Source organism: Agrobacterium tumefaciens (assembly GCF_005221325.1).
Lineage (GTDB): Bacteria > Pseudomonadota > Alphaproteobacteria > Rhizobiales > Rhizobiaceae > Agrobacterium.
Window position 1 is genome coordinate 352,804 of record NZ_CP039890.1, and the last position, 20,704, is coordinate 373,507.

16 protein-coding genes and 3 pseudogenes are annotated in these 20,704 nt (G+C 60.4%); 10 read left to right on the forward strand and 9 right to left on the reverse strand.

All coding sequences use genetic code 11. The features are described from left to right. Positions 1–19: 19 nt before the first annotated feature. From CFBP5499_RS27250 to CFBP5499_RS27265, 4 genes are all read left to right on the forward strand, one after another. Positions 20–832, forward strand: a complete 813-nt coding sequence (locus CFBP5499_RS27250) for a CbbQ/NirQ/NorQ/GpvN family protein (RefSeq protein WP_080830610.1) — start codon at positions 20–22, stop codon at positions 830–832. A 67-nt stretch (positions 833–899) separates the two neighbouring features. After that, positions 900–2,798 (forward strand): nitric oxide reductase activation protein NorD, encoded by a 1,899-nt coding sequence (locus CFBP5499_RS27255; RefSeq protein WP_080830326.1) that lies wholly within the window; start codon positions 900–902, stop codon positions 2,796–2,798. A gap of 144 nt (positions 2,799–2,942) precedes the next feature. Beyond that, entirely contained in the window at positions 2,943–3,248 is a 306-nt protein-coding gene (locus CFBP5499_RS27260; protein WP_175416930.1) for a DUF2249 domain-containing protein, read from the forward strand. Positions 3,249–3,326: 78 nt separating this feature from the next. Then, positions 3,327–3,860 (forward strand): DUF2249 domain-containing protein, encoded by a 534-nt coding sequence (locus tag CFBP5499_RS27265; protein WP_080830328.1) that lies wholly within the window; start codon positions 3,327–3,329, stop codon positions 3,858–3,860. Positions 3,861–3,943: 83 nt separating this feature from the next. Here CFBP5499_RS27265 and CFBP5499_RS27270 read toward each other — a convergent pair whose 3' ends face one another. Further along, a complete protein-coding gene (locus CFBP5499_RS27270; RefSeq protein WP_080830329.1) occupies positions 3,944–5,176 on the reverse strand; it encodes an NnrS family protein in 1,233 nt (410 codons plus the stop codon). A gap of 235 nt (positions 5,177–5,411) precedes the next feature. On the opposite strand from CFBP5499_RS27270, the gene nirK reads away from it, so the two are divergent. The 4 genes from nirK (at position 5,412) to CFBP5499_RS27290 (ending at position 9,143) form a co-directional block, all read left to right on the forward strand. After that, positions 5,412–6,554, forward strand: coding sequence for a copper-containing nitrite reductase (gene nirK / locus CFBP5499_RS27275; RefSeq protein WP_080830330.1), 1,143 nt, complete (start codon positions 5,412–5,414; stop codon positions 6,552–6,554). Positions 6,555–6,664: 110 nt separating this feature from the next. Beyond that, positions 6,665–7,582 (forward strand): SUMF1/EgtB/PvdO family nonheme iron enzyme, encoded by a 918-nt coding sequence (locus CFBP5499_RS27280; protein ID WP_080830331.1) that lies wholly within the window; start codon positions 6,665–6,667, stop codon positions 7,580–7,582. A gap of 149 nt (positions 7,583–7,731) precedes the next feature. Further along, positions 7,732–8,433: a Crp/Fnr family transcriptional regulator gene (locus CFBP5499_RS27285; protein WP_080830332.1), complete on the forward strand. Its 702-nt coding sequence runs from the start codon at positions 7,732–7,734 to the stop codon at positions 8,431–8,433. 599 nt (positions 8,434–9,032) lie between these two features. Continuing rightward, entirely contained in the window at positions 9,033–9,143 is a 111-nt protein-coding gene (locus CFBP5499_RS27290) for a helix-turn-helix domain-containing protein (RefSeq protein ID WP_080830333.1), read from the forward strand. 16 nt (positions 9,144–9,159) lie between these two features. On the opposite strand, the gene CFBP5499_RS30925 is transcribed toward CFBP5499_RS27290, so the two are convergent. The 3 genes and pseudogenes from CFBP5499_RS30925 to CFBP5499_RS30680 all read right to left on the reverse strand — a co-directional run. Beyond that, complete coding sequence (locus tag CFBP5499_RS30925; RefSeq protein ID WP_233284284.1) at positions 9,160–9,297, reverse strand: SDR family oxidoreductase; 138 nt, start codon at positions 9,295–9,297, stop codon at positions 9,160–9,162. A 60-nt stretch (positions 9,298–9,357) separates the two neighbouring features. Continuing rightward, positions 9,358–9,788 (reverse strand): annotated as a pseudogene (locus CFBP5499_RS30675) (LysR family transcriptional regulator substrate-binding protein); the annotation flags it as partial. Beyond that, positions 9,739–9,901: pseudogene (locus CFBP5499_RS30680) on the reverse strand (alpha/beta hydrolase); the annotation flags it as partial. The pseudogenes CFBP5499_RS30675 and CFBP5499_RS30680, both read right to left, overlap by 50 nt. A gap of 213 nt (positions 9,902–10,114) precedes the next feature. On the opposite strand from CFBP5499_RS30680, the gene CFBP5499_RS27300 reads away from it, so the two are divergent. Further along, positions 10,115–13,150, forward strand: a complete 3,036-nt coding sequence (locus tag CFBP5499_RS27300) for an autotransporter outer membrane beta-barrel domain-containing protein (protein ID WP_233284270.1) — start codon at positions 10,115–10,117, stop codon at positions 13,148–13,150. A 1,321-nt stretch (positions 13,151–14,471) separates the two neighbouring features. Here CFBP5499_RS27300 and CFBP5499_RS27310 read toward each other — a convergent pair. From CFBP5499_RS27310 to CFBP5499_RS27320, 3 genes are all read right to left on the reverse strand, one after another. Further along, complete coding sequence (locus CFBP5499_RS27310) at positions 14,472–15,386, reverse strand: NAD(P)H-binding protein (protein ID WP_080830335.1); 915 nt, start codon at positions 15,384–15,386, stop codon at positions 14,472–14,474. A gap of 71 nt (positions 15,387–15,457) precedes the next feature. Next, on the reverse strand, positions 15,458–16,291 hold the full coding sequence (locus CFBP5499_RS27315; protein WP_080830336.1) for an SDR family NAD(P)-dependent oxidoreductase: 834 nt from the start codon (positions 16,289–16,291) through the stop codon (positions 15,458–15,460). An 80-nt stretch (positions 16,292–16,371) separates the two neighbouring features. Further along, positions 16,372–17,790: a coniferyl aldehyde dehydrogenase gene (locus tag CFBP5499_RS27320; RefSeq protein ID WP_137066507.1), complete on the reverse strand. Its 1,419-nt coding sequence runs from the start codon at positions 17,788–17,790 to the stop codon at positions 16,372–16,374. A gap of 94 nt (positions 17,791–17,884) precedes the next feature. On the opposite strand from CFBP5499_RS27320, the gene CFBP5499_RS27325 reads away from it, so the two are divergent. After that, positions 17,885–18,502: a TetR/AcrR family transcriptional regulator gene (locus CFBP5499_RS27325; protein WP_080830611.1), complete on the forward strand. Its 618-nt coding sequence runs from the start codon at positions 17,885–17,887 to the stop codon at positions 18,500–18,502. A 174-nt stretch (positions 18,503–18,676) separates the two neighbouring features. Here the strand turns inward: CFBP5499_RS27325 and CFBP5499_RS27330 are convergent. Both CFBP5499_RS27330 and CFBP5499_RS27335 read right to left on the reverse strand, forming a co-directional pair. Next, positions 18,677–19,130 (reverse strand): annotated as a pseudogene (locus CFBP5499_RS27330) (zincin-like metallopeptidase domain-containing protein); the annotation flags it as partial. A gap of 143 nt (positions 19,131–19,273) precedes the next feature. After that, positions 19,274–20,698, reverse strand: a complete 1,425-nt coding sequence (locus CFBP5499_RS27335) for an aldehyde dehydrogenase family protein (protein ID WP_080830337.1) — start codon at positions 20,696–20,698, stop codon at positions 19,274–19,276. Between the last annotated feature and the right edge of the window lie 6 nt (positions 20,699–20,704).

Here is a 20,704-nt window from a genome sequence, read left to right on the forward strand (position 1 = left end):
AACAAACATGGAGATGACCATGAACACGATATTCCGCCCGATCCCTCAGCCTCAGCCGGACACGCAGTTCTACACACCGCTCGGCAATGAATGCACACTGTTCGAAAGCGCCTGGGTGCGGCAATTGCCGCTTCTGCTGAAAGGCCCGACCGGTTGCGGCAAGACCCGTTTCGTCAGCCATATGGCAGCGAAACTCGGCCTGCCGCTTTCCACCGTTTCGTGCCACGACGATCTTGCTGCCGCTGATCTGACCGGCCGTTACCTGCTGAAAGGCGGGGAAACCGTGTGGATGGACGGCCCGCTGACACGATCCGTGCGTCAGGGCGGCATATGTTACCTCGACGAGATCGTTGAGGCGCGCAAGGATGTGGCCGTCGTGCTGCATCCCCTCACCGATGATCGCCGCATCCTGCCGCTGGAACGCACCGGTGAAGTGCTGGAAGCACCCTCGGGCTTCATGCTCGTCGTTTCCTATAATCCCGGATACCAGAACCTTTTAAAGAGCCTGAAACCCAGCACCCGCCAGCGTTTCGTCGCCATCGAATTCGATTTTCTGCCCAAGGAGCAGGAAATCGCCGTCGTTTCGCATGAAAGCGGGCTGGATGCGCGCGACGTCGAGCCGCTCGTCGATCTTGCCCACCGGCTGCGCGGCCTGAAAGGCCACGATCTGGAAGAAGGCGTCTCCACCCGCCTGCTCGTTTATTGCGCCAGCCTCATCGATACCGGCCTTCCCGCGCGTCAGGCCGTGTGCGCGACCATGATCGAACCGCTGACTGACGAGCCCGATGTGAAGGCCGCGCTGCATGAAGTCGCGGATGCGATCATTCGATAGGCGCTTTGATATCTACACCGGATTGCGCGGCCCCGCGCGTTCCGGTCCGATGCCATGAGGATAAACCATGCTGGACTTTCTGGAACTGGAAGAAACCGTCGGCCGCGCCTGGCACAGGCTGATCGGCGAGACCGGCACATGGCTACGCTTCCCGGATCATACCGTGAAGCTGGAGGATATGCAGGCAGTGCTGGCCATATGTTTCCGCGGTTTTGGCGGTGAACATGCGGTGCAGATCGCTCCGGCCCGCGCCCGCACTTCCAGCCACCGGCTGAGGCTGCGCCAGCGCATGGGTCTTGGCGAAGAGAAGCTCGCCCAGCCAGGACGTGATCATGCAACGCTGATGCTGCCGCCGGTGCTGGATCTATTTCCCGACCGGTGCCTCAACCGCGATCTCTATCTCTGGCTCGCCGCCGCCATGGCGATGATGCCGCTTGAACCAGTCATGGCCGCCGACCCGCTTCGCAACGATCTTGCCCGGCTCGATCGCGCCGCAGAACTGGCAAAAGCCGTCAGCCATGCCTTCCCTGGAATGAAGACCCGTTATCGCCGGCTTTGCGCCGCCATGCTCGCGGTGCGCCAGAAACGGCCGCTGCCGCAGGCGGAACAGCAGGTGGAACAACGGGTGCTTTCCATGCTGGCCGATGCGGCAGGGATCGAGGGCCATGCGCCACCCGCCGGTTTCTCGGCCAAGGCGCCGCCGCGCTACCTGCCGATGCTGCCGGTGCCGCTATGGCCGGACACGCTGCTGCGCGAAACATCCGATGCCCGGCAAGGCGAGGACCAGCCGGCAGCGGGCGCTGTGCCGCAAGGGGCGGAGGCCGTCCGCCATATCGCCGTGCGTGAAAAGGCTGAAAATCGGCAAACCGAACGCAGCCCCTTCATCCTCAACCGTTTCGAGAAAATCCTCGCCATGGCCGAGATGGTCAATGTCGACCGGCCGGGTGACGACAGCGACGATGCCGACGGCAGTGCGGCGGACGAGCTTGACGATATGACACTGGGTGAAAGAAAGGGGCGGCCTTCCGCCCGCTTCCGCTTCGATCTCGACCTGCCGCCCGAAGCACTGAACCATACCTCGCTGACGGCGGAGCTGACCTATCCCGAATGGGATTACCGCAGCGGTACCTATCTCGCCAATCATTGCCGGGTCATCGCCGGTCCGGCGAAGAACGCCGAGATGGCGCCGGAACCCGACCCGGACACCAAGAGCCTCATCCGCCGGGTCAGGCGGCAATTCGAGGTGCTGCGGCCACGCCACGAGATGCTGCGCGCCCAGCTGGACGGCAATGATCTCGATCTTGACGCCGTGGTTCGCGCCAGAAGCGATATCGCCGCCGGAGGACAGGGCAGCGACCGCATTCATATGGCAAGCCGCCCACAGGCGCACGATCTTGCCGTGACTATTCTTGTCGACGTGTCGCTATCGACCGATGCCTGGTTCGACAATCGCCGGGTGCTCGATGTGGAGAAGGAAGCCCTGCTGGTGCTTGCCCACGGGCTTTCCGCCTGCGGCGACAGTCACTCCATCCTGACCTTCACCTCCCGCCGCCGTTCCTGGGTGCGGGTGGAAACGGTGAAGGATTTCGATGAGCCGATGGGGCACACTATCGTGCGTCGCATCGCGGCGCTGAAACCCGGCTTCTACACCCGCATCGGCCCAGCCATCCGCCACGCCAGCGCCAAGCTGCGTGAAAGGCCGGAGCGGCGCAAGCTGCTTCTGCTTCTGACGGATGGCAAGCCGAACGATGTCGACCACTATGACGGCCGCTTCGCCATCGAGGACAGCCGCCGCGCGGTCTCCGAGGCACGACGCTCTGGCGTCAGCGTGTTCGGCGTAACGGTGGACAGCAAAGCGCAATCCTATATTCCGGTCATGTTCGGCCAGAACGGCTATGCCATCGTCAACAGGATCGCCAAGCTGCCATCTGCGCTGCCGGCAATCTATCGCAGCCTTGCCGGCTGAAGCATGTCGCGCAACGAACCTGACGAATCTAGGTTTGTTTGCGCGGCGACAATGTCTCCCGACCGCCCGGCGGATAGATTTTTCCAGTCCGCCGGCCAGCCGCACCGCCGGACATCATTCCATCCGCGGCCGTGGAGCCAGCCTATGTCAGAAGCCCAAACCGCAGCCAATATCGACGTGCGCATCATTCCGCATCGCGAACGCCATCCGCGCATTTTCGGTGCGCTGGGCGCATTAACCGAGGGTCAATCGCTACAGATCACCAGCGATCACGATCCCCGTCCACTGCTTTACCAGCTGGCCACCAATTTCCCCGGCCAGTTCGGCTGGGAATATCTTGAACAGGGTCCGGAAGTCTGGCGTCTCGATATCGGTCGGCTGGAAGAACAGGCAGAAGGTTCCAAAGACGATATGTCCGGCTGCGAATGCTGCTGCGGATCGGAACATTGACCCCCGCCCTGGCGGTGTGGTGAAAAGACCTCTGGCGGATGGCCCTTGCCGCCGCCAGCCGACAGATGAGGTGGTGCAATGACGGAAATGATCAGGGAACTCGATGTCCGGCCGCTTTTGCTGAGTGGCGGCGAGCCCTTTCCGGCCATCATGGAAGCCGTAGCCGGGCTTGCTCCCGGTGAGGCGCTGCGATTATACGCCACCTTCCGGCCGGTTCCTCTGTTCAAGGTGATGGCCGAGCGCGGTTTCGACCATAAGGTCAGGGAAATCGGCGGCGGCGACTGGGAAGTACTGTTCACGCCGCAATCCACTGAAACCGAGCAGATTTCCGTGTCACCGGCGCTTGCGGGCAATGCCGAGGAGCCGCAGATATGGCCTGATCCGGTCGTCTATCTCGACCTCAGCGACGAGACGGCCGAAGGCCAGACAAGCCGCACGCTTAAAGCGCTGGATCGTCTTCCGCCGGGCGCCGTGATCTTCGTGCTGATGCGGCAGGAGCCGACCTTTTTTTACCCGGAGCTTCTGGCCCGGGGCCATCTTTGGGCCGGCAATTTCGACGAGGCGCGCACGGCGTTTCGCATCTTCATCCGCGCCGGCGCCGGCGCGCATTAAAACCATCGGCTACGCTTGATAACGAAACGCCCCGGAAATTGCTTCCGGGGCGTCTCGTTTTGACGGTGTCGCAAGAGAGCGTTTCAGGCTTTCAGCGGTTTGCGTTCGCGCATCAGGATCGGTCCGTATTCGACGCAGAAGAGACCGAAACCCACGATCCAGAGAAGCGCCGAGCAGGCATAAAGATGCATCATCACGCCCGGGAAAAACTCGGCTGCCGGCCTCAGCAGTGCGCAGGCGATCAGCGCCACATAAGCGGCGATGGTGACGCTGCTGGCCGCGAGCTTGCGCCCGGTATGGCCAAGGCTCGCTCTCGTCATAACCGCAAGCATCATGCAGCCGATAACGCCGACGGTGAAGACGTGCAGCACAGAGCGCGTGTCCATCACGTCTAGAGCCGCCAGCGCAATCGCGATGAAACCGACGGGAATGAAGGCATAGGCCACATGCAGCACCACCAGCACCTGCTCCGGCCAGGTCGTCCAGCCGCGCCAGCGGATGAGTCGAACAGCATGCATGAACGCGGCCAGAAGCGCCGTGGGCACTGCCACGATGCTCTCGGGTTCTATTGTCCAGACGGCAAGCGCCACGATGCCGGTGAGGATGGCGGCCGTATCGAAGCCGTTATAGGGCACGGGAAAATCCGTGCGGCCAAAACGGTTCAGCCAGTTTCGGGTGAAACTCGGCACGATGCGGCCGCCGACGATGATGACGAGCACGGTATAGGCCGAGACGGCAAGGCGGGTCGCGATCTGGCTGTGATCGCCGCCAATCGCCGCCCCATGGAAAATGATGTTGGCGACGGAAAGCGCCAGCAGCCCGCCCAGCACCTTCAGATCTTTCCATTTGCGCCCGGCAATGACCTCGCGCGCGCAGATCACCAGAAGTGCCGGTAGGAAAAGCCCGTCCACGGCTGCGGCAGTGACCACGCCCACCGTGCCCGGCACAAGCAGGAAAAGCCGGCCGGCGCACCAGAGCGCAAACAGCCACACCAAGGGTTTGCCCGATACCGGCAGCCGCCCCGTCCAGTTCGGCACGGCCGTCAAAAGAAAGCCGGCGAGCACCGCCGAAGCGAAGCCGAACAGCATCTCATGGGCATGCCAGTTCGGTGCGCTGTAGTCCCCACCGAGGTCAATGAAGCCGGAAAGGGCTGCGATCCACAACACCATCGCCACGATGGCCCACAGGGCGCCGCCGAGGAAAAACGGCCGGAAGCCGTAAGAAAAGATAACCGGGCCGGTGCGCGCCAGCCCTCTTGGAATGCCGCCCTTTGGCCGGCTGCGCCCTTGGGTGAGAACTGTTTCGCTGCCACTCATTATAATGCTCCTTGCTTGGTCTTGACATATGTCTAGACGCAAGCCCGTCCGACTTCTTTGCGAACAGGCAAAGAGGCGGTGCGACGCTTCCACACCGGCCTTCAGCCGCCTGCCAAAATGTCGCAGGGTGCCGAAAGCGAAGTTTGCTCCATCTCAAATTGTATTTTCGCCCCTCCGCTACAAATGCTGGACAGAGCGAAACATGCTCTGCCCCAAGAGGGATAGGAGAAGAATGATGACGGAAACCTTCCACATCACACGGCGTAATATTCTCGCAGGCGCAGCATTTGCAGGGGCTATAGCTCCCGTCATCATGCCATCAGCAGCGAGCGCGGCAGAGGAAAAGAAGGCCGCAGCCAAGCCATTGACGAGCGCTGAGATTGCAGCGTTACCTCGCGTAAAAGTTGATCTCATCAAGCCGCCCTTCGTGCATGCCCACACGCAGAAAGCCGAAGGCGGACCGAAGATCGTCGAGTTCACGCTCACGATCAAAGAGCAGAAGATGATCCTTGATGACAAGGGCACCGAGGTCCACGCCATGACCTTCAACGGTTCGGTTCCCGGGCCTCTGATGGTGGTGCACCAGGACGACTATGTCGAACTGACCCTCATCAACCCCGATACCAATGAACTGCAGCACAATATCGATTTCCACTCGGCCACCGGCGCGCTCGGCGGCGGCGGGCTCACCATCGTCAACCCCGGTGAAAAGGCGATCCTGCGCTTCAAAGCCACCAAGGCCGGCGTCTTCGTCTATCACTGCGCACCTCCCGGCATGGTGCCGTGGCACGTCACCTCGGGCATGAATGGCGCGATCATGGTACTGCCGCGTGAGGGCCTGGCGGACGGCCACGGCAAGGAGCTTGTTTATGACAAGATCTATTATATCGGCGAGCAGGACTTCTACATCCCGCGCGACGAGAACGGCAATTTCAAGAAATATGAAAGCGCCGGCGACGCCATGGCCGACACGCTGGAAGTCATGCGCAAGCTGACGCCAAGCCACATCGTGTTCAACGGTGCAGTTGGTGCCCTGACAGGTGAACATGCCCTTCAGGCCGCCGTTGGTGAAAAGGTGCTGATCGTTCATTCGCAGGCGAACCGCGACACCCGCCCGCACCTCATCGGCGGCCATGGTGATTATGTCTGGGCGACGGGCAAATTCCGCAACCCGCCGGATCTCGACCAGGAAACCTGGTTCATCCCCGGCGGCACGGCGGGCGCGGCCTTCTACACTTTCGAGCAGCCCGGCATCTACGCCTATGTCAACCACAACCTCATCGAAGCCTTCGAACTGGGCGCAGCAGCCCACTTCAAGGTCACGGGTGAGTGGAACAACACCCTGATGCAGGCGGTGCTGGCCCCATCGAGCATCTGACGAAAACGGGAGCGCGCCGCCGCCGACAGGCGCGGCGCGCTCCCCTTCTGCTCTCTGCGGCCTGAAAGCAGGCCCGAACTTTGGCGTCTCAACGACGCAGGCAGGTTCCCATGGGCATTCCCGGCAATAGCCATTTCCCAAATGCCGTCTCGCTTCTTTTGCCGCTCTCGCTTGCAACAGTGCTGGCAACGGCCATTGGTTTCCAGTCCGGGATCATCCGCAGCGGCGCTGATGCCAGCGCGGCCATGACGGCTCCGCAGGTCGTTACTGTGCCCGCCGGACGTTTCACCTACCGGGCGGAGGGTGAATATTTTCGCAATGGGTATGCCGTCGATGGCCCGATGGTCGACGTGACGATGCGGCAAAATCTGACGATCATGAAATATCAGGTGTCGAGCGCGGATTATGCGCGCTGCGTGGCGGAAGGCAGCTGCCAGCAACCCGAACCCGGCTTTGCCGCCCCCGTCGGCGCCGAGATACCGGCAACCGGCATCAGCCAGGATGACGCCCACGCCTATGCAAAGTGGCTGAGCGAGCGGACCGGCACTGTCTGGCGCCTGCCGAGCGATACCGAGCTGGCCTCTGCCGCCGGATCGCTTTTTCCGGATGAGACGCTTGGCGTGGCTGCGGACAGTGAAAACCCCGCGTTGCGCTGGCTGGCGGATTACGAGCGGCAGACCAGCCGCAAGGCCGCGGGCAATCCCGTTCCGCAATCTTATGGCAGCTTCGGCGAAAACGAATATGGCCTTGCCGATTTCGGCGGCAATATCTGGGAATGGACCGCGAGTTGCAGCCACCGCGTGACGCTCGGCAAGGATGGCGAAGTGGTCGACACCGCCGCCGCCTGCGGCATTCCCGTCGCATCGGGAAAACACCGGGCGGCGATGAGCGCCTTCGTCAAAAATCCGAAAAGCGGCGGCTGCGCCGTTGGCGTGCCTCCTGATAATCTCGGCTTCCGGCTGGTGAAGGATACGCGGTGGTATGCGCCGCTTGTCGAAAAGCTTCGCACAGCCCGTCTGATTTCTTGATAATCGTCAATTAAAACAATCAGTTGATTCATATCATTTGATCTTCTTCAGCCAGTGATAGTGCTGTATTGTGAGGATACAGAAAAGGTCGACACCCGGTTGCCCATGACGGGAACCAAGGCGGCGGCCAATCACCGGAGAGGGTGCAAGTGAAGATTGACCGAAGCGTCATCCGGTCGCTGGCCTTGTTTGCCAAGATGGCCGACGATGAGCTGGACGGACTGCTGACCCACGCCACATCCCGGCTGGTCCCGCCCGGCGAAGCCATTTTCGAGCAGGGCCAGTCCGCCACACATTTCTTCCTGCTCATTCACGGCCGCCTGAAGGTGACGCAGGTGACCCATGACGGCCAGCAGATCATCGTGCGTATGGTGCATCCCGGCGACCTCTTCGGTTTCGCCCGGGCGCTGCAACGGTCGGATTATCCCGGCACCGCCACGACGGCGGCCGAAAGCGTGATTCTATCCTGGCACACGGACCTCTGGCCGCAATTCGTCGAACAGAACCCGCATCTCGCCGTCTCCGCCATGCAGACGATCGGCCAGCGTCTTGAGGAAGCCCACACACGCATCCGCGAAATGTCGACGCAGGAAGTGGAGCGCCGGGTGGCGCACGCCGTGCTGCGCCTTTCACAGCAGGCGGGACGCAAGGAGTTGGATGGCATCCGTATCGACTTCCCGATCTCGCGTCAGGATATAGCCGAAATGACCGGCACGACGCTGCACACCGTTTCGCGTATCCTCAGCAGCTGGGAGAGCAAGGGTCTGGTGCAGGGCGGGCGGCAGAAACTTCTGGTCTGCAATCTGCCGGGCCTTGCCCAGCTGGCGGAGGGAGAAACCAGCCAGGTCTAGGGTGGCGACACTTGCCCCTCTCATGCCTCGATTTTCGCTAGCCGTATCTGGGTCGATCGGGGTGCGGCTTTCACTCAATTGTTTTGAACGCCTTGCTTTCGGCGAAAGTTCGACAAGGCGAGAAAATGCGCATCACTTATTTCTCTTCGGTGGCGTTCATCACACGGAGTGGTGGCGTCGTTGCATTAAAACTTTCCTCCTTTGAACCCCGAACACACCGGTTGGCAGTGCTTAGACCAACGTTCGAACCGGACGAAAGGCATCGTACCAACCCTTTGCCTGCGACAAGAAGATAGTGAGATCGTCTGAGATCAAAATCGACCGCTCTGCCGATTATGAAGACGTCGAGAAACGACTGATCGAAATATAGATTGATCAGTCGTAATCTCCCCGATTACCCGTTGAAACGCATTGTCGCTTTTGGTGACGGCAAAACCTACTTAAGGTCTCCCTGAAACGCGGGACGGTCATCCGGTCGAACGCAAAGGAAACCGTCTCCTGTGGTGGGCGCTCTGCCTCGGCCTGTTCCCGATGGTCATCGGTCATGGAAGAAGAACGATCCGCCCGCTGTCGAGTTTCGACTACATCCGCGTCTATAGGTGACCGAGATTGCAGAACGACAGGGTTACGCGACGCTGACGGCTTTCAGCGTCGCATTCAAACGTCATACAGGTCTGACACCCAGCGTATGGCGAAGGGCTGCCCTGTGACGAGATCTGATCGATCTCATATCAGCGTCATGCCGCCGTTAACGTGAAGTTCGATCCCGTTGACGAAACTGCCAGCATCAGATGCTAGAAACAGCGCCGCACGCGCAAGCTCCTCTGGCCGACCCATGCGCCCGGCGGGAATAAGCGACGCCATATGCTCCTCGAAATCCGGACGCACGGTGCGAACGCCTCTCCGCCTTTCTGGCAATGTTGATTCCGGCACGAGACTGACACCGACGCCTTCGCGAAGGAGCGCTATCGCGCTAGCCCAGTCACGCACTTCCATGCGCACATCCGCCAGCGATAAGCCGGCAGCCGTCGCCAGCGTGCGCGCATTGACATGGCATCCGCCGGTGGCAAGCACGAACGGCTCCGCTACGAATTCGGCAAGGGATAGTGCGTCGCGTCGGCCGAGGCGATGGGACGCAGGCAGCACGCAGACCCATGCGTCCCGCCCGATGAGCACCGCGTTACTATCTGGCAAGGGTTTAGGACGACACCAAGATCGACCGCACCCGTATCCAACGAGGTTTCAACCTCACGATCATCCGTTTCGAGCGCCACGAGTTCAATGCCGGGATGGAGGGAACGGAACCGCCGCACGAGCGGTGGAAGCACGGTGGTTGGCCATTGCCTCCAAGGCACCGAGTGGATTGAGGCCGGTGGAGTTGCCGCCGCATCAGGCGGCCATAGTTCGCGCCGGGGACAGAGCCGACTGCCTTGATACGGCGCTCGGTCATCGTGGCGTTGATCGAGTAACAAAGCTTAACGTGATAAGAGCAGAACAATTAAGCTGTCGTTCGCTTATTATGGCAACGAATAAGGGCCTAATACACTAAATTAGATATTAACCATAACTAAATATAAATCGATTACGTTTTATTCTTCTGTAGGCGAAACGACTAGCGGACGAAGACATGGCCAAACGGCTCGATGAAGCAGCTATCCCTGGAATGGGTCTGCGACAAGCTATGAGATTGTCGTGTGCATTGGCGCTGGCGCTCGTCGTGAGGCCGGGGTGGGCGCAACAGGTCATCGGCGGCAGCGATACGGAGATTATCGACGGCATGGATCCGGCCGGAACCGGTGCGGGCACGCAGCCAAGTCCATGGACGATCAACAACGACCTTTTGATAGGCGAGCAAAGCGGCGACGACGCAGCCCTCATCATCCGGAATGGCGGCGACGTCAGCAACGATATCGGCGTGCTTGGCGTCGATCCGGGTGCGGGCGGCACGGTAACGGTGACCGGGCCGGGCTCCACCTGGGCTAACTCCGATACCCTTTATGTCGGCCATCAGGGCACCGGCACGCTCAGCATCGAAGATGGCGGCATGGTCGATAGTGTGGCCGGCCATGTCGGCTATTTCTCCGGCGCGAGCGGTTCGGTCACGGTCAATGGTGCAGGTTCGACCTGGATCAGCTCCCAAGACACCTACATCGGTGATAGCGGGACCGGCACGCTCACCATCTCGAATGGGGGCACGGTCAACAACGCATCCGGTTATATTAGCAATGATTCCAGTGCCATCGGCGAGGTCATCGTCACGGGCGCAAATTCGGTCTGGAACAATGCTGCGTTCGTCTCGGTCGGCGAGGCCGGAACGGGAACGCTGACCATTTCGAATGGCGGTTCCGTCACCGGCAGCCAAGGCTATGTCGGCTTCAGTTCCGTTGGCAGCGGCGTGGTGAGCGTGATCGGCACGGGCTCGAACTGGATCAGCTCAGGCGCACTCTTCGTCGGCGAATTCGGCATAGGCCGTGTCACGATCAGCGATGGCGGCATGGTTTCTGCGTCCGAGATCGTCATCGCCAACGAATCCGGCGGCACGGGAACAGTGGAGATTGACGGAAGTGCCGGAAACGGACGCGGCGTTCTTAAGACAGGCTACGTCGAGAGAGGAGCCGGTAACGCAAATCTTGTTTTCGACGGCGGGATTCTGCGCGCAACGGGCAGCGAGGCGAATTTCCTGCGCGGCTTCGGCGCCGGCGAGGTCACGATCGATGCCGGTGGAGCCTTTATCGATACGAACGGCTTTGCCGTCGCTATATCAACAGATCTGCAAGGGACCGGCGGCCTCACCAAGCAGGGCACCGGCACGCTGACGCTTTCCGGCACCGACATCTATACCGGGGTGACGACGGTCGAGACCGGCACGTTGCTGGCAGGCAGCGCTGGCGCTTTCGTGCAGAACGGCGCCTACGCGGTCAATGGCGGCGTCCTTGATCTCGGTGGTTTCGACCTCACTATGGGGCAGCTTTCGGGCGGCGGCGAGATCGCGATCGGCAGCGCCGACTTGACCATCAACCAAGCGAGCAACAGCACCTATGCTGGCATATTCTCCGGCAGCGGCGATTTCGCCAAACTCGGCACCAGCACCTTGTTCCTGACTGGCGACAGCTCAGGGTTTGCCGGTACGACGACCGTGTCGGGCGGCGGCCTGGTCGTCAATGGCAGCCTTGGCGGCACCCTGACGATGACAGGCAGTAGACTGGGTGGCTCGGGGGCCATTGGTACGCTGAACGCCGGCGCGGGCGCCACCGTTGCGCCCGGCAATTCCATCGGAACATTGACCGTCGGCGGCAACCTCATTTTCGATCCCGGCTCCACCTATGAAGTCGAGGTCGATCCAGCCGGTACCGCCAGCGATTTCATCTCGGTCACCGGCACCGCGTTTCTAAACGGCGCCTCCGTCACCCATGTCGGGATGAACGGCAACTACAAGCCCTTCTCCCCCTATACTGTCCTGACCGCAACCGGCGGGATCAGCGGCACATTCGGCGCGGTCACCTCCAATTACGCCTTCCTGGCAGCCGACCTCTCCTGTGATCTGAACAACGTCTATCTGCAGATCGCGCGCAACGACGTGAGCTTCACCGAAATGGCGGCAACGCGCAACCAGATTGCCGCGGCGGGGGCCGCCGAGCGACTCGGAACCGGCAACAACGTCTACGACGCGATCGTCACATTGCCGGACGACGAGTCAGAGATTCAGGCGAGCTTGAACGCCCTTTCCGGCGAAATCCATGCCTCGATCAAGACGGCGCTGATCAACCAGAGCCTCTTTGTCCGCGATGCCGCCAATGAGCGCCTGCGCTCCGCATTCGGCGATACCGGCCCCACCGCGTTCCCGATACATGCCGTCCGGCCGCGCGGTCCGGAACCGATCGCCGCCGATACGTCGGAAAGGCCGGTTTTCTGGAGTACGGTGTTTGGCGGCCGGAGCGAGGCATCCACGGATGGCAACGCCGCTACGCTGCCCCATCAGACCGGTGGATTTCTCGCCGGCGTCGACACCACCTTCGATGACGTCAGGTTCGGCATGATGGCTGGCTACAGCAACTCACGCTTTGACCCGCGCCACCGCGCCTCATCGGGATCGAGCGACGATTATCACCTCGGCCTCTACGGGGGCACGCACTGGGGCAATCTCGCTTTCCGCTCCGGCCTTGCCCATACCTGGCACGAGATCGATACCAGCCGCCGCGTCGTAATCGGAAACTTGGGGGACAGGCTCGATGCGAGTTACGGCGCCGGCACACTGCAGGCCTTTACCGAGCTCGGATATCGCATCGATACGGCGGCGGCCTCTTTCGAGCCCTTCGCCAATCTCGCTCATGTGGCCGTTCGGACTGCCGGGTTCACAGAAGAAGGCGGGGCCGCCGCGCTCGACAGTTCGAGCCGCACTACTAACACCGCCATCGCCACACTTGGCCTGCATGCCGAAATGGATATTCGCTTGGGTGGAACGAATGCCACTCTGCGCGGCATGTCGGGCTGGCGGCATGCGGCCGGCGATACCGTTCCGCTGACGACGCATGCTTTTGCGGGAGGCGGCGACTTCACGATCGCTGGCGTCCCGGTGGCGCCCAACGCCTTCATCTTTGCTGCGGGGCTTGACTATGACCTCAACCCAAGCTCCACCCTCGGAATTGCCTATTCCGGCCAGATTGCTGAGGGCGCCCAACAGCATGGGGTCAAAGCGACGCTATCAGTGAAGTTCTAAAATCCGCTTCATACGGCGTGCCGGCATCCTTGCACGTCATACTTTGGAAAACACCGAACGCCAATTCCGGAGATTCTTGTGATAAACGGCCTGCCAATTGCACCCTCGCCCACGGAACAAGGCTAATTGGCATCAGCCGTGCGTGGTGCCAGCGGCTTCACGGTAGTCATGGCCCAGTCTGCAGTCAAAGGGCGTGCTTCGGGCCGCAACACTACCGGCCGGTAATGAAACTTTTACGACGTCCGCCGCTCACATTCGGCGTTTTATCCGCAACGGAGCTACTTCAGCACGCTGGTCTCGAGTATGGAGGTGTCTACCTAGCAAAATGCCTCAAGCTGTTCGTTTATCACGACAACCTGCACAGGTACATCATGGCATCGCTCTTCGATGGTCCCTTCGAACCGCGGCAGCCCGACTTCAACTGCACAAAGGCGATCACCACCTCTGCGTGCCCAAACTCGCAAGCGGCTTCTGCAGGGCGCAACCCCACCGTTTCTCGTTTCCGACGGTTTTTTGCCGTAGACAGAGCGATAGACCGCCCAAAAGCGGCCGAGATGATAGAACCCCATTTTAGACAAATTGTTCTTACGGGCTCTTGGTTCAACGGCTCGAGCAGATCATTTCTGACAGCCCATAGCCGAAGGGTCCGCAGATAAAACGGCCAGGGTCGTTTCCAGGAATGAAAGAAAACCCTTTTCGAGCCCGAACCGAGACGCCGATGGCCCCGGCGACCATAGCACTGGTATTGGGTTTCGAGATGTTTGCCTGCATGAAGTCGATTGCGTCGGGCACATGCCAGGGTGCGATTAGAAATGTCCTTTGCTCAGATAGTGAGATTAGCGATTGGGGATTGTTCGGACCAGCAGATCGGCCAGCGCCTGAGTCAGATTCGACGGGGCGACTGGCGACTGAAGCAACGGCCCGCCATGGTGTATACCGCCGATGATCGTTTGGCCCATCTTGGCCCCTAAACATTTAAGGGGCACAGATATACGGTACGGTGATATGGGCGGCGTTTGCCGTTACCGTGCGAAGGTCGACCTTCCTGAAAAGGCACACAAGTTACCAACATCAACAGGCCGGCGACAGAGGCGTCTGTCGCCGGCGGATTTGAAGGACTGAGTCCGTCAGGGATGAGGCCTGGTTTTCATCGACAGTGCATGTTGGCCAGGGACGTGCGGGACATGCATCGTCAAACTGCAGTTGCTGCGGCGGTAACACAGCGTCGCGCGTGGCATCCACGAACGCCCCCTAAGCAAGAATAAGAGGCCGCCGTTCGTATATCATGCGTGGGGCTCCTCCCCTGTCAGGCAGCAACATCTTATCGGGAGAACTCCTTTGCGTGAAGCTTGACGAACTGGTGCATACTCGTCGGCTCCCTCCCAACGAGCTCCGCGAAATCATCGGTCAGTCGATTGTATCGACCCTGCTGATGAAGTTTGGCCATCGTGGCCAGATGGCTGATGACATGGGCCGGCACTCCCCGTTCGCGCAATTTGTCGGCCCAGGCCGCGATCGGCACGTCCCGATACCGGATGGTCCGCCCAAGCGCGTCGGAGAAGTTTTTCGCGTAGTGGTTCACATCAGCGGTGACCTGACCTGTCAGATTGTAGATGCGACCGATGTACGGGGTCGGTTCGGCCAGTATCGTTGAGACGGCGTCGGCTACGTCGATGGAGGAGATTGGTGAGGTGATGCTGTTGCCAAGCGGCAGGATCAGCTCGTCATTCTCCCGAACCCCCGCGGCGGCGAAGAACAGGAAAAACCCTTCCATGAAGACCGTTGGCCGTACAGTGACCACCGGCAGGCCCGACCATTGGAGCGCCTGCTCGGCCAGCCAGTGCTGCTTTTGCTGCGGGCTATCGGTCGTTTCGGTGATGCTCATTTGCGAGACCGTCATCTGCGACATGTTCACAAATACCTCAACCCCATGATGGCGAGCGATAGCCGCGGTGTTGACGGTTGCTTCGAGATAGGATGGCGACACGGACATGCCGAAATAGATTCGTGAAACACCTTCCATGGCGCGATGCATGGAGGGGAGGTCCGTCAGGTCGGCGACGACGACTTCAGCGCCGAGATCGCGCAACGCTGCCGAGCGGTCATCCTCCCGCCGCACCAAGGCGCGGACGTAAAATCCTCTGGCCAAGAGGTTGGTCGTTACATTGCGGCCGATTGCCCCAACGGCGCCCGCGGCGCCTGTCACAAGGATAGGGCGGTCATCTTTCTTGTCCATTCATTCCTCACTGTGTCTGTCGGGATCGGAGTGCGAGGCGCGATTCCGTCTGTTGCCGGCCGATTTCAGGGCTAAGCTCCCGTAACGTTTTTCATGGCGGCTCGCTGCATCGAACGCGGCGTCAGGCGATTTGAAAAAATAATGATGTTGTTCATGAACCCTGGGAGCACGGAAGCTTTTCCTTTTGATAGCGCGCGAAGACCACTTTCGGCGACAGGACGGGGCTTCATCGTCAGAAAACGCAGCATGCGCGAGACAGGGGCACTTGCGGCCGAATCGAATCCTGTTTCGGTGTGTCCAGGGCAAAGGCAGGTGACCGTCACGCCTCGAGGGCGGAGCTCGTCGTGCAAAGCCTCTCCAAACGACAACACATAAGACTTCGTTGCTGCATAAGCGGCAAACCCAGGAACGGGCTGGAATGACAGAATGCTTGCAATGAGAAGTATCTGCCCAGACCCGCGGGTTGCCATATCCTGCCCGAAGATAAAGCTCAGTTCCGTGACCGCTGTGATGTTGAGCTGTATCATATCGGTCGTGCGCTCCAGCGGGGTTTCCAGAAAGTCCCCGTGCAACCCATACCCGGCATTGTTCACCAGAATATCGATCTGCAGCGACTTTTCGTCCAGACTGCTTTTCAATCGAGCGGCAGCGCCAGGGGCTGCAAGATCTATCGGTTCAACAACGATCTCGACACCATATTTTTGCCGAAGCTCTGAGGCGAGCTTCTCCATCGGCTCCCTGCGCCGGGCGGCGAGCACGAGATTTACTTTCTGCGCTGCCAGTAGTTCGGCATATTCGAGGCCCATGCCACTTGAGGCGCCGGTGATCAGGGCCCGCTTCGTTGCGGCACCATTGAATTTTCCGACGAGGGATGTTTGCGTTTCCGCGTTAGCAACGTTTTGCATTTGGTTTCCTTTCAAATAGATGGATATTTTTGGTGGAGCTGACGAAGTCTTGCTTGTTAGCGCCTGCAGAGTTTGAATCTTTACCGAATCATGAGGTTCAGGATGCGCTCGACCAGCTTTCCGTATGGGGGGTGGAACAGTTTGACGGTGTTCCACCGTCCTTGCTCGTAGATGCCTTTGGCATGGCTCAGTCGCCTGAAGCCCTCGACGCCGTGATAGGCGCCCATCCCGCTGGCGCCGACGCCGCCGAAAGGCAAGTCATCCTGGGCGACATGCATGATCGTGCCGTTGATCGTGACATTTCCCGATGTCGTGCGGTCGAGCACCTTTCGCCGTTCCGCAGAGTCTCCACCGAAATAGTAGAGAGCCAGTGGCCGCGGACGGGCGTTCACATAGGCGATCGCTTCACTGATGTCTCGATAGGGAAAGATAGGCAGAATCGGACCGAATATCTCCTGGTGGGCGATTTTCATCTCATCGGTGACGCCCAGCACTACCGTCGGCGCGAGCGTATGCGGACGGCGGGCGGCGTCACCAGGCCGGTGCCCGACCTCGATAATCTGTGCGCCGTGGGCGCGGGCATCCTCGATCAGGTCGATCAGCGTCCCATACTGACGGTCGTTGACGATGGAAGTGTAGTCCTCGCTGGTCGGACCGTCTGGATAGGCCGCCTTTGCCAGCCTGTCGAAACTCGCGACAAATGTGTCGACCTCGGATTCATGCACCAAGGCATAGTCGGGGGCGATGCAGGTTTGCCCACCGCTAAGAAGCTTCCCCCAGACGATGTCGGACACAAAGCGATCCTGCACGCCGCCCTTGGCAACGATCGCCGGGGACTTTCCGCCAAGCTCCAGGGTGACCGGCACGAGATTGTCACTCGCCGCCTTCATCACCGCGCGCCCCACTACTGTGCTGCCGGTGAAGACAAGGTGATCGAACGGTAGGGTTGAGAAGGCCGCACCGTCGCCCTCGACGAGCGCAACCTGTTCTTCCGTGAAGATTTCGCCGAGCATCGATGCGATGAGGGCATTTGTTTCCGGCGTCACATTGGACGGCTTGAGCATGACGCGGTTTCCCGCGGCGATCGCGGTCACCACCGGCATCAGAGACAACTGAATTGGATAGTTCCAAGGCGAGATGACCCCAACGACACCGACGGGCTGATACTCGATCCAGGCCCGGCCGAATTGCATCAGGAGCGAGACATGACGGCGCTCAGGTCGCATGAAGCGGCGCAGGTTTTTGCTTAGATAATCGATGCCAGCGATCACCCCGAAGACCTCCATGATCGCGGTCTCGTGACGGGCACGATGCCCGAAGTCCGAAGAGACGGCCGCCTCAAGGGCCGCGCGGCGACCGATCAGCGCCTGCTTTAGTCTGGCGAGATTGGCGCGACGATCCGCGAGTGATGGCGCGCCGTCGCGGAGAAAGGCGGTTCGCTGGGCGGTGAGGATACGGCCCATGTGGTTGGCGTCGGTGAATTCTTCTATAGCGTTCATGGCATACTCCGATGTAGACAAAAGCAACATGGAGGTCTATATAGACCGCAATGTTACCACTGTCAACAATGTATCCAAGAGAAACTTTATCGCCATGACAGACGTTCAAAACCGCCCCTATCATCACGGTGATCTCCGCCGCGCAATCATTGAAACGGCGTTAGACATGCTCCGGGATGACAAGAACTGGCAGTTCACGCTGCGAGAAGTCGCCCGTCGGGCCGGCGTCAGCCACGCTGCGCCCTACAAACACTTTCCGGATAAAGCAGCTCTGCTCGTCGAACTCGCCATGATTGGATTCGATCGACTACGCGAGGCGCTAGCGGAGGCGAAACCCGAAGCCCCCCAATCTTTGCTCGAAGAAATCATGCCGATATCTCTGGCATATGTCGCGTTCGGAACCGATAACCCGGCCCTATATCGACTGATGTTCAGTGCCGAGGAGGGGCGGGCCGTAGGAATGCATCTCGATCAACGGGCGTTAGCGGTATTCGACGTAGTGCTGGACATGCTCAACCGCGGTCAGGCTGCTGGGACCATTCGCAAGCGGCCAGTCAGGGGACAGGCCACCACCGCATGGGCGCTCATTCACGGCATCACCTTGCTCGCGATCGATGGGCTCCTGGTGGAAGAAAAAGTCGGACCGGCGCCGCTGGACGCAGCCATTGCCACTCTGGTGGAAGGGCTCGCAATCCCGCAACCAAACACGTAGTTCATACGAAGCCTGGGCCGCATGGCCAATCGATGTCGCGTTTCGGACTTCGTCATAGGATCGAGCAGCGTTGGTCGTAGCACACGTTAATGCCCGACCAGGCTCTTAGCGGTCTCTCGGCAATCCGTACCCACGCTCGGTAAAGAAGGTACAAAGCTCATAGCACGGCATGAATTAGATTCCGCGTTTGTGACGGAGGAGCATTTTTCCCGTCGACTCCGTCTTTGAGCAGATGTCCGCCTGGGGCTGAAGGCTCTGGAGATAATTGACCGCCCGGTGCGCATGAGCTGCTGCCTGAAAGATCGCCCGCTTGTCGTTGACCAGCACCGATAACCAGGACTGGAGATAGGACGACGATCCGGCCGCGGCTCGAGCTCCGAAGCAATACCGAGATCGGCGATGAGTTCTTCCCGAGCCCGCTCCCTTCGATCCTGGCATAGCGCGACAGGTCGCGTCCGACGCGATGTTCCGCCGCTGTCCTGTCGGTCACCTCGTACCCGGTATCATCGCGAAACGCCTCAAAGGGCAGAATCTGGATATAGTCCATGACTGGAGAATAGTAGGCCTGATTGCCGCCGTGTCGGATGACTGCGCCGGTGTTGCGGAAGAAGCGGTCGGCGCTCTCGATACAAGTCCCAGTCTCAAGACCAGTTCCTCGACGACGCCGGTCCGGTGATGGTTACCGGCACATCCTGCGCAGCCACCGTTCAATCACAAGGCTCCTGCGGATCCATTCGAACCACGACGATGACTGGAGATGGAGCATAATGCTCAGTCGCCGAACCCAACTATACCTTTGATTTCGGTAAATTCGTGCAGACCGAACTTGCCATATTCCCGACCGTTGCCCGACTGCTTGTAGCCGCCGAAGGGGGCGGCCCCATCCCAGGCGGAGCTGTTGAGGCGCACTATGCCGGTTCTGAGTCGTCGTGCGAAGGCACGCGCCTCCTCGGGTGCGCCCTGAATATAGGATGCTAGTCCATAAGGCGTGTCGTTGGCGATATCCGCCGCCTCGTCCTCGCTGCCATAACCGAGAATGGCAAGCACAGGCCCGAAAATCTCTTCACGGGCGATCGTCATGTCGTTCGTAACGCGTGCAAAGACTGTCGGCCGTACATAATAGCCGCTGTTCAGATGCGCTGGCCGGTCGAGCCCGCCGGCAACGAGTTCCGCCCCTTCCTCCATTCCCTTGCGGATGAGGCTCTGAATCTTGTCGAATTGCATTCTGCTGGCAACTGGCCCGATATCCGCCTCGGCATCGCCGGGTGCGCCAACACGGACCGATTCCGCCGCCGCACAGGCGATGCCGATCACCCGGTCCATTTGCTCCGCAGGGACGAGAAGACGGGTCGGCGCATTGCAGGACTGGCCGGAATTGGCAAAGCACCTGATCACCCCGGCGTGCACGGCGGCGTCGAGATCAGCGCTGCGGAGTACGATGTTGGGCGATTTGCCACCCAGTTCCTGATGCACGCGCTTCACCGTCGGGGCCGCCGCCTGCGCGACCGAAATGCCGGCGCGTGTCGAGCCGGTGAAGGAAACCATGTCGATATCGGGATGGCTCGCCAGTACCGCACCCACGGTCGGGCCGTCACCATTGACAAGGTTGAACGCGCCCTTGGGAACACCGGCCTCGTGCAGGATTTCGGCGAAAAGTATGGCGTTGAGCGGCGCGATTTCCGAGGGTTTCAGCACCATGGTGCAGCCGGTGGCGAGCGCCGGAGCCACCTTGCAGGCGATCTGGTTAATCGGCCAGTTCCACGGCGTGATCATGCCGACGACACCGACCGGCTCATGGACGATGCGGGTCGTGCCCTGCATGTATTCGAACGGAAAATCGCTCATGGCGCGGATTGTCTGCTCGAAATGCGCCACGCCGATACCCGCCTGCTCATCCCGTGCCATTTTTCTTGGTGCGCCCATCTCGCGCGAGATCACGTCGCCGATCTCGTCCTGTCGACGTTTCAGTATCTCAAGAATGCGCTCAAGCAGGCCGAGGCGCTCTTCCCGCGTCGTCTGCGAAAAGGCAGCAAAGGCGCGGCGCGCGGCGGCAATGGCGCGCTCGGCATCCGCCGCCGATCCCATGGCTATCTCTGCGAAAGGCTCTTCGGTGGCGGGGTCCACGACGGGTAGACGCTGGCCGCCGAGTAGATCGACCCAGGCGCCGTCGATGTAGAATTTGAGATAGTTGTCCATATCCGT

What these genes read in the sequence shown, in the direction of transcription:
- CFBP5499_RS27250 (WP_080830610.1), top strand. Translation starts at nt 20, where the DNA reads ATGAACACGATATTCCGCCCGATCCCTCAGCCTCAGCCGGACACGCAG.
- CFBP5499_RS27255 (WP_080830326.1), top strand. Translation starts at nt 900, where the DNA reads ATGCTGGACTTTCTGGAACTGGAAGAAACCGTCGGCCGCGCCTGGCAC.
- CFBP5499_RS27260 (WP_175416930.1), top strand. Translation starts at nt 2,943, where the DNA reads ATGTCAGAAGCCCAAACCGCAGCCAATATCGACGTGCGCATCATTCCG.
- CFBP5499_RS27265 (WP_080830328.1), top strand. Translation starts at nt 3,327, where the DNA reads ATGACGGAAATGATCAGGGAACTCGATGTCCGGCCGCTTTTGCTGAGT.
- CFBP5499_RS27270 (WP_080830329.1), bottom strand. Translation starts at nt 5,176, where the DNA reads ATGAGTGGCAGCGAAACAGTTCTCACCCAAGGGCGCAGCCGGCCAAAG.
- nirK (WP_080830330.1), top strand. Translation starts at nt 5,412, where the DNA reads ATGACGGAAACCTTCCACATCACACGGCGTAATATTCTCGCAGGCGCA.
- CFBP5499_RS27280 (WP_080830331.1), top strand. Translation starts at nt 6,665, where the DNA reads ATGGGCATTCCCGGCAATAGCCATTTCCCAAATGCCGTCTCGCTTCTT.
- CFBP5499_RS30925 (WP_233284284.1), bottom strand. Translation starts at nt 9,297, where the DNA reads ATGGCGTCGCTTATTCCCGCCGGGCGCATGGGTCGGCCAGAGGAGCTT.
- CFBP5499_RS27300 (WP_233284270.1), top strand. Translation starts at nt 10,115, where the DNA reads ATGAGATTGTCGTGTGCATTGGCGCTGGCGCTCGTCGTGAGGCCGGGG.
- CFBP5499_RS27310 (WP_080830335.1), bottom strand. Translation starts at nt 15,386, where the DNA reads ATGGACAAGAAAGATGACCGCCCTATCCTTGTGACAGGCGCCGCGGGC.
- CFBP5499_RS27315 (WP_080830336.1), bottom strand. Translation starts at nt 16,291, where the DNA reads ATGCAAAACGTTGCTAACGCGGAAACGCAAACATCCCTCGTCGGAAAA.
- CFBP5499_RS27320 (WP_137066507.1), bottom strand. Translation starts at nt 17,790, where the DNA reads ATGAACGCTATAGAAGAATTCACCGACGCCAACCACATGGGCCGTATC.
- CFBP5499_RS27325 (WP_080830611.1), top strand. Translation starts at nt 17,885, where the DNA reads ATGACAGACGTTCAAAACCGCCCCTATCATCACGGTGATCTCCGCCGC.
- CFBP5499_RS27335 (WP_080830337.1), bottom strand. Translation starts at nt 20,698, where the DNA reads ATGGACAACTATCTCAAATTCTACATCGACGGCGCCTGGGTCGATCTA.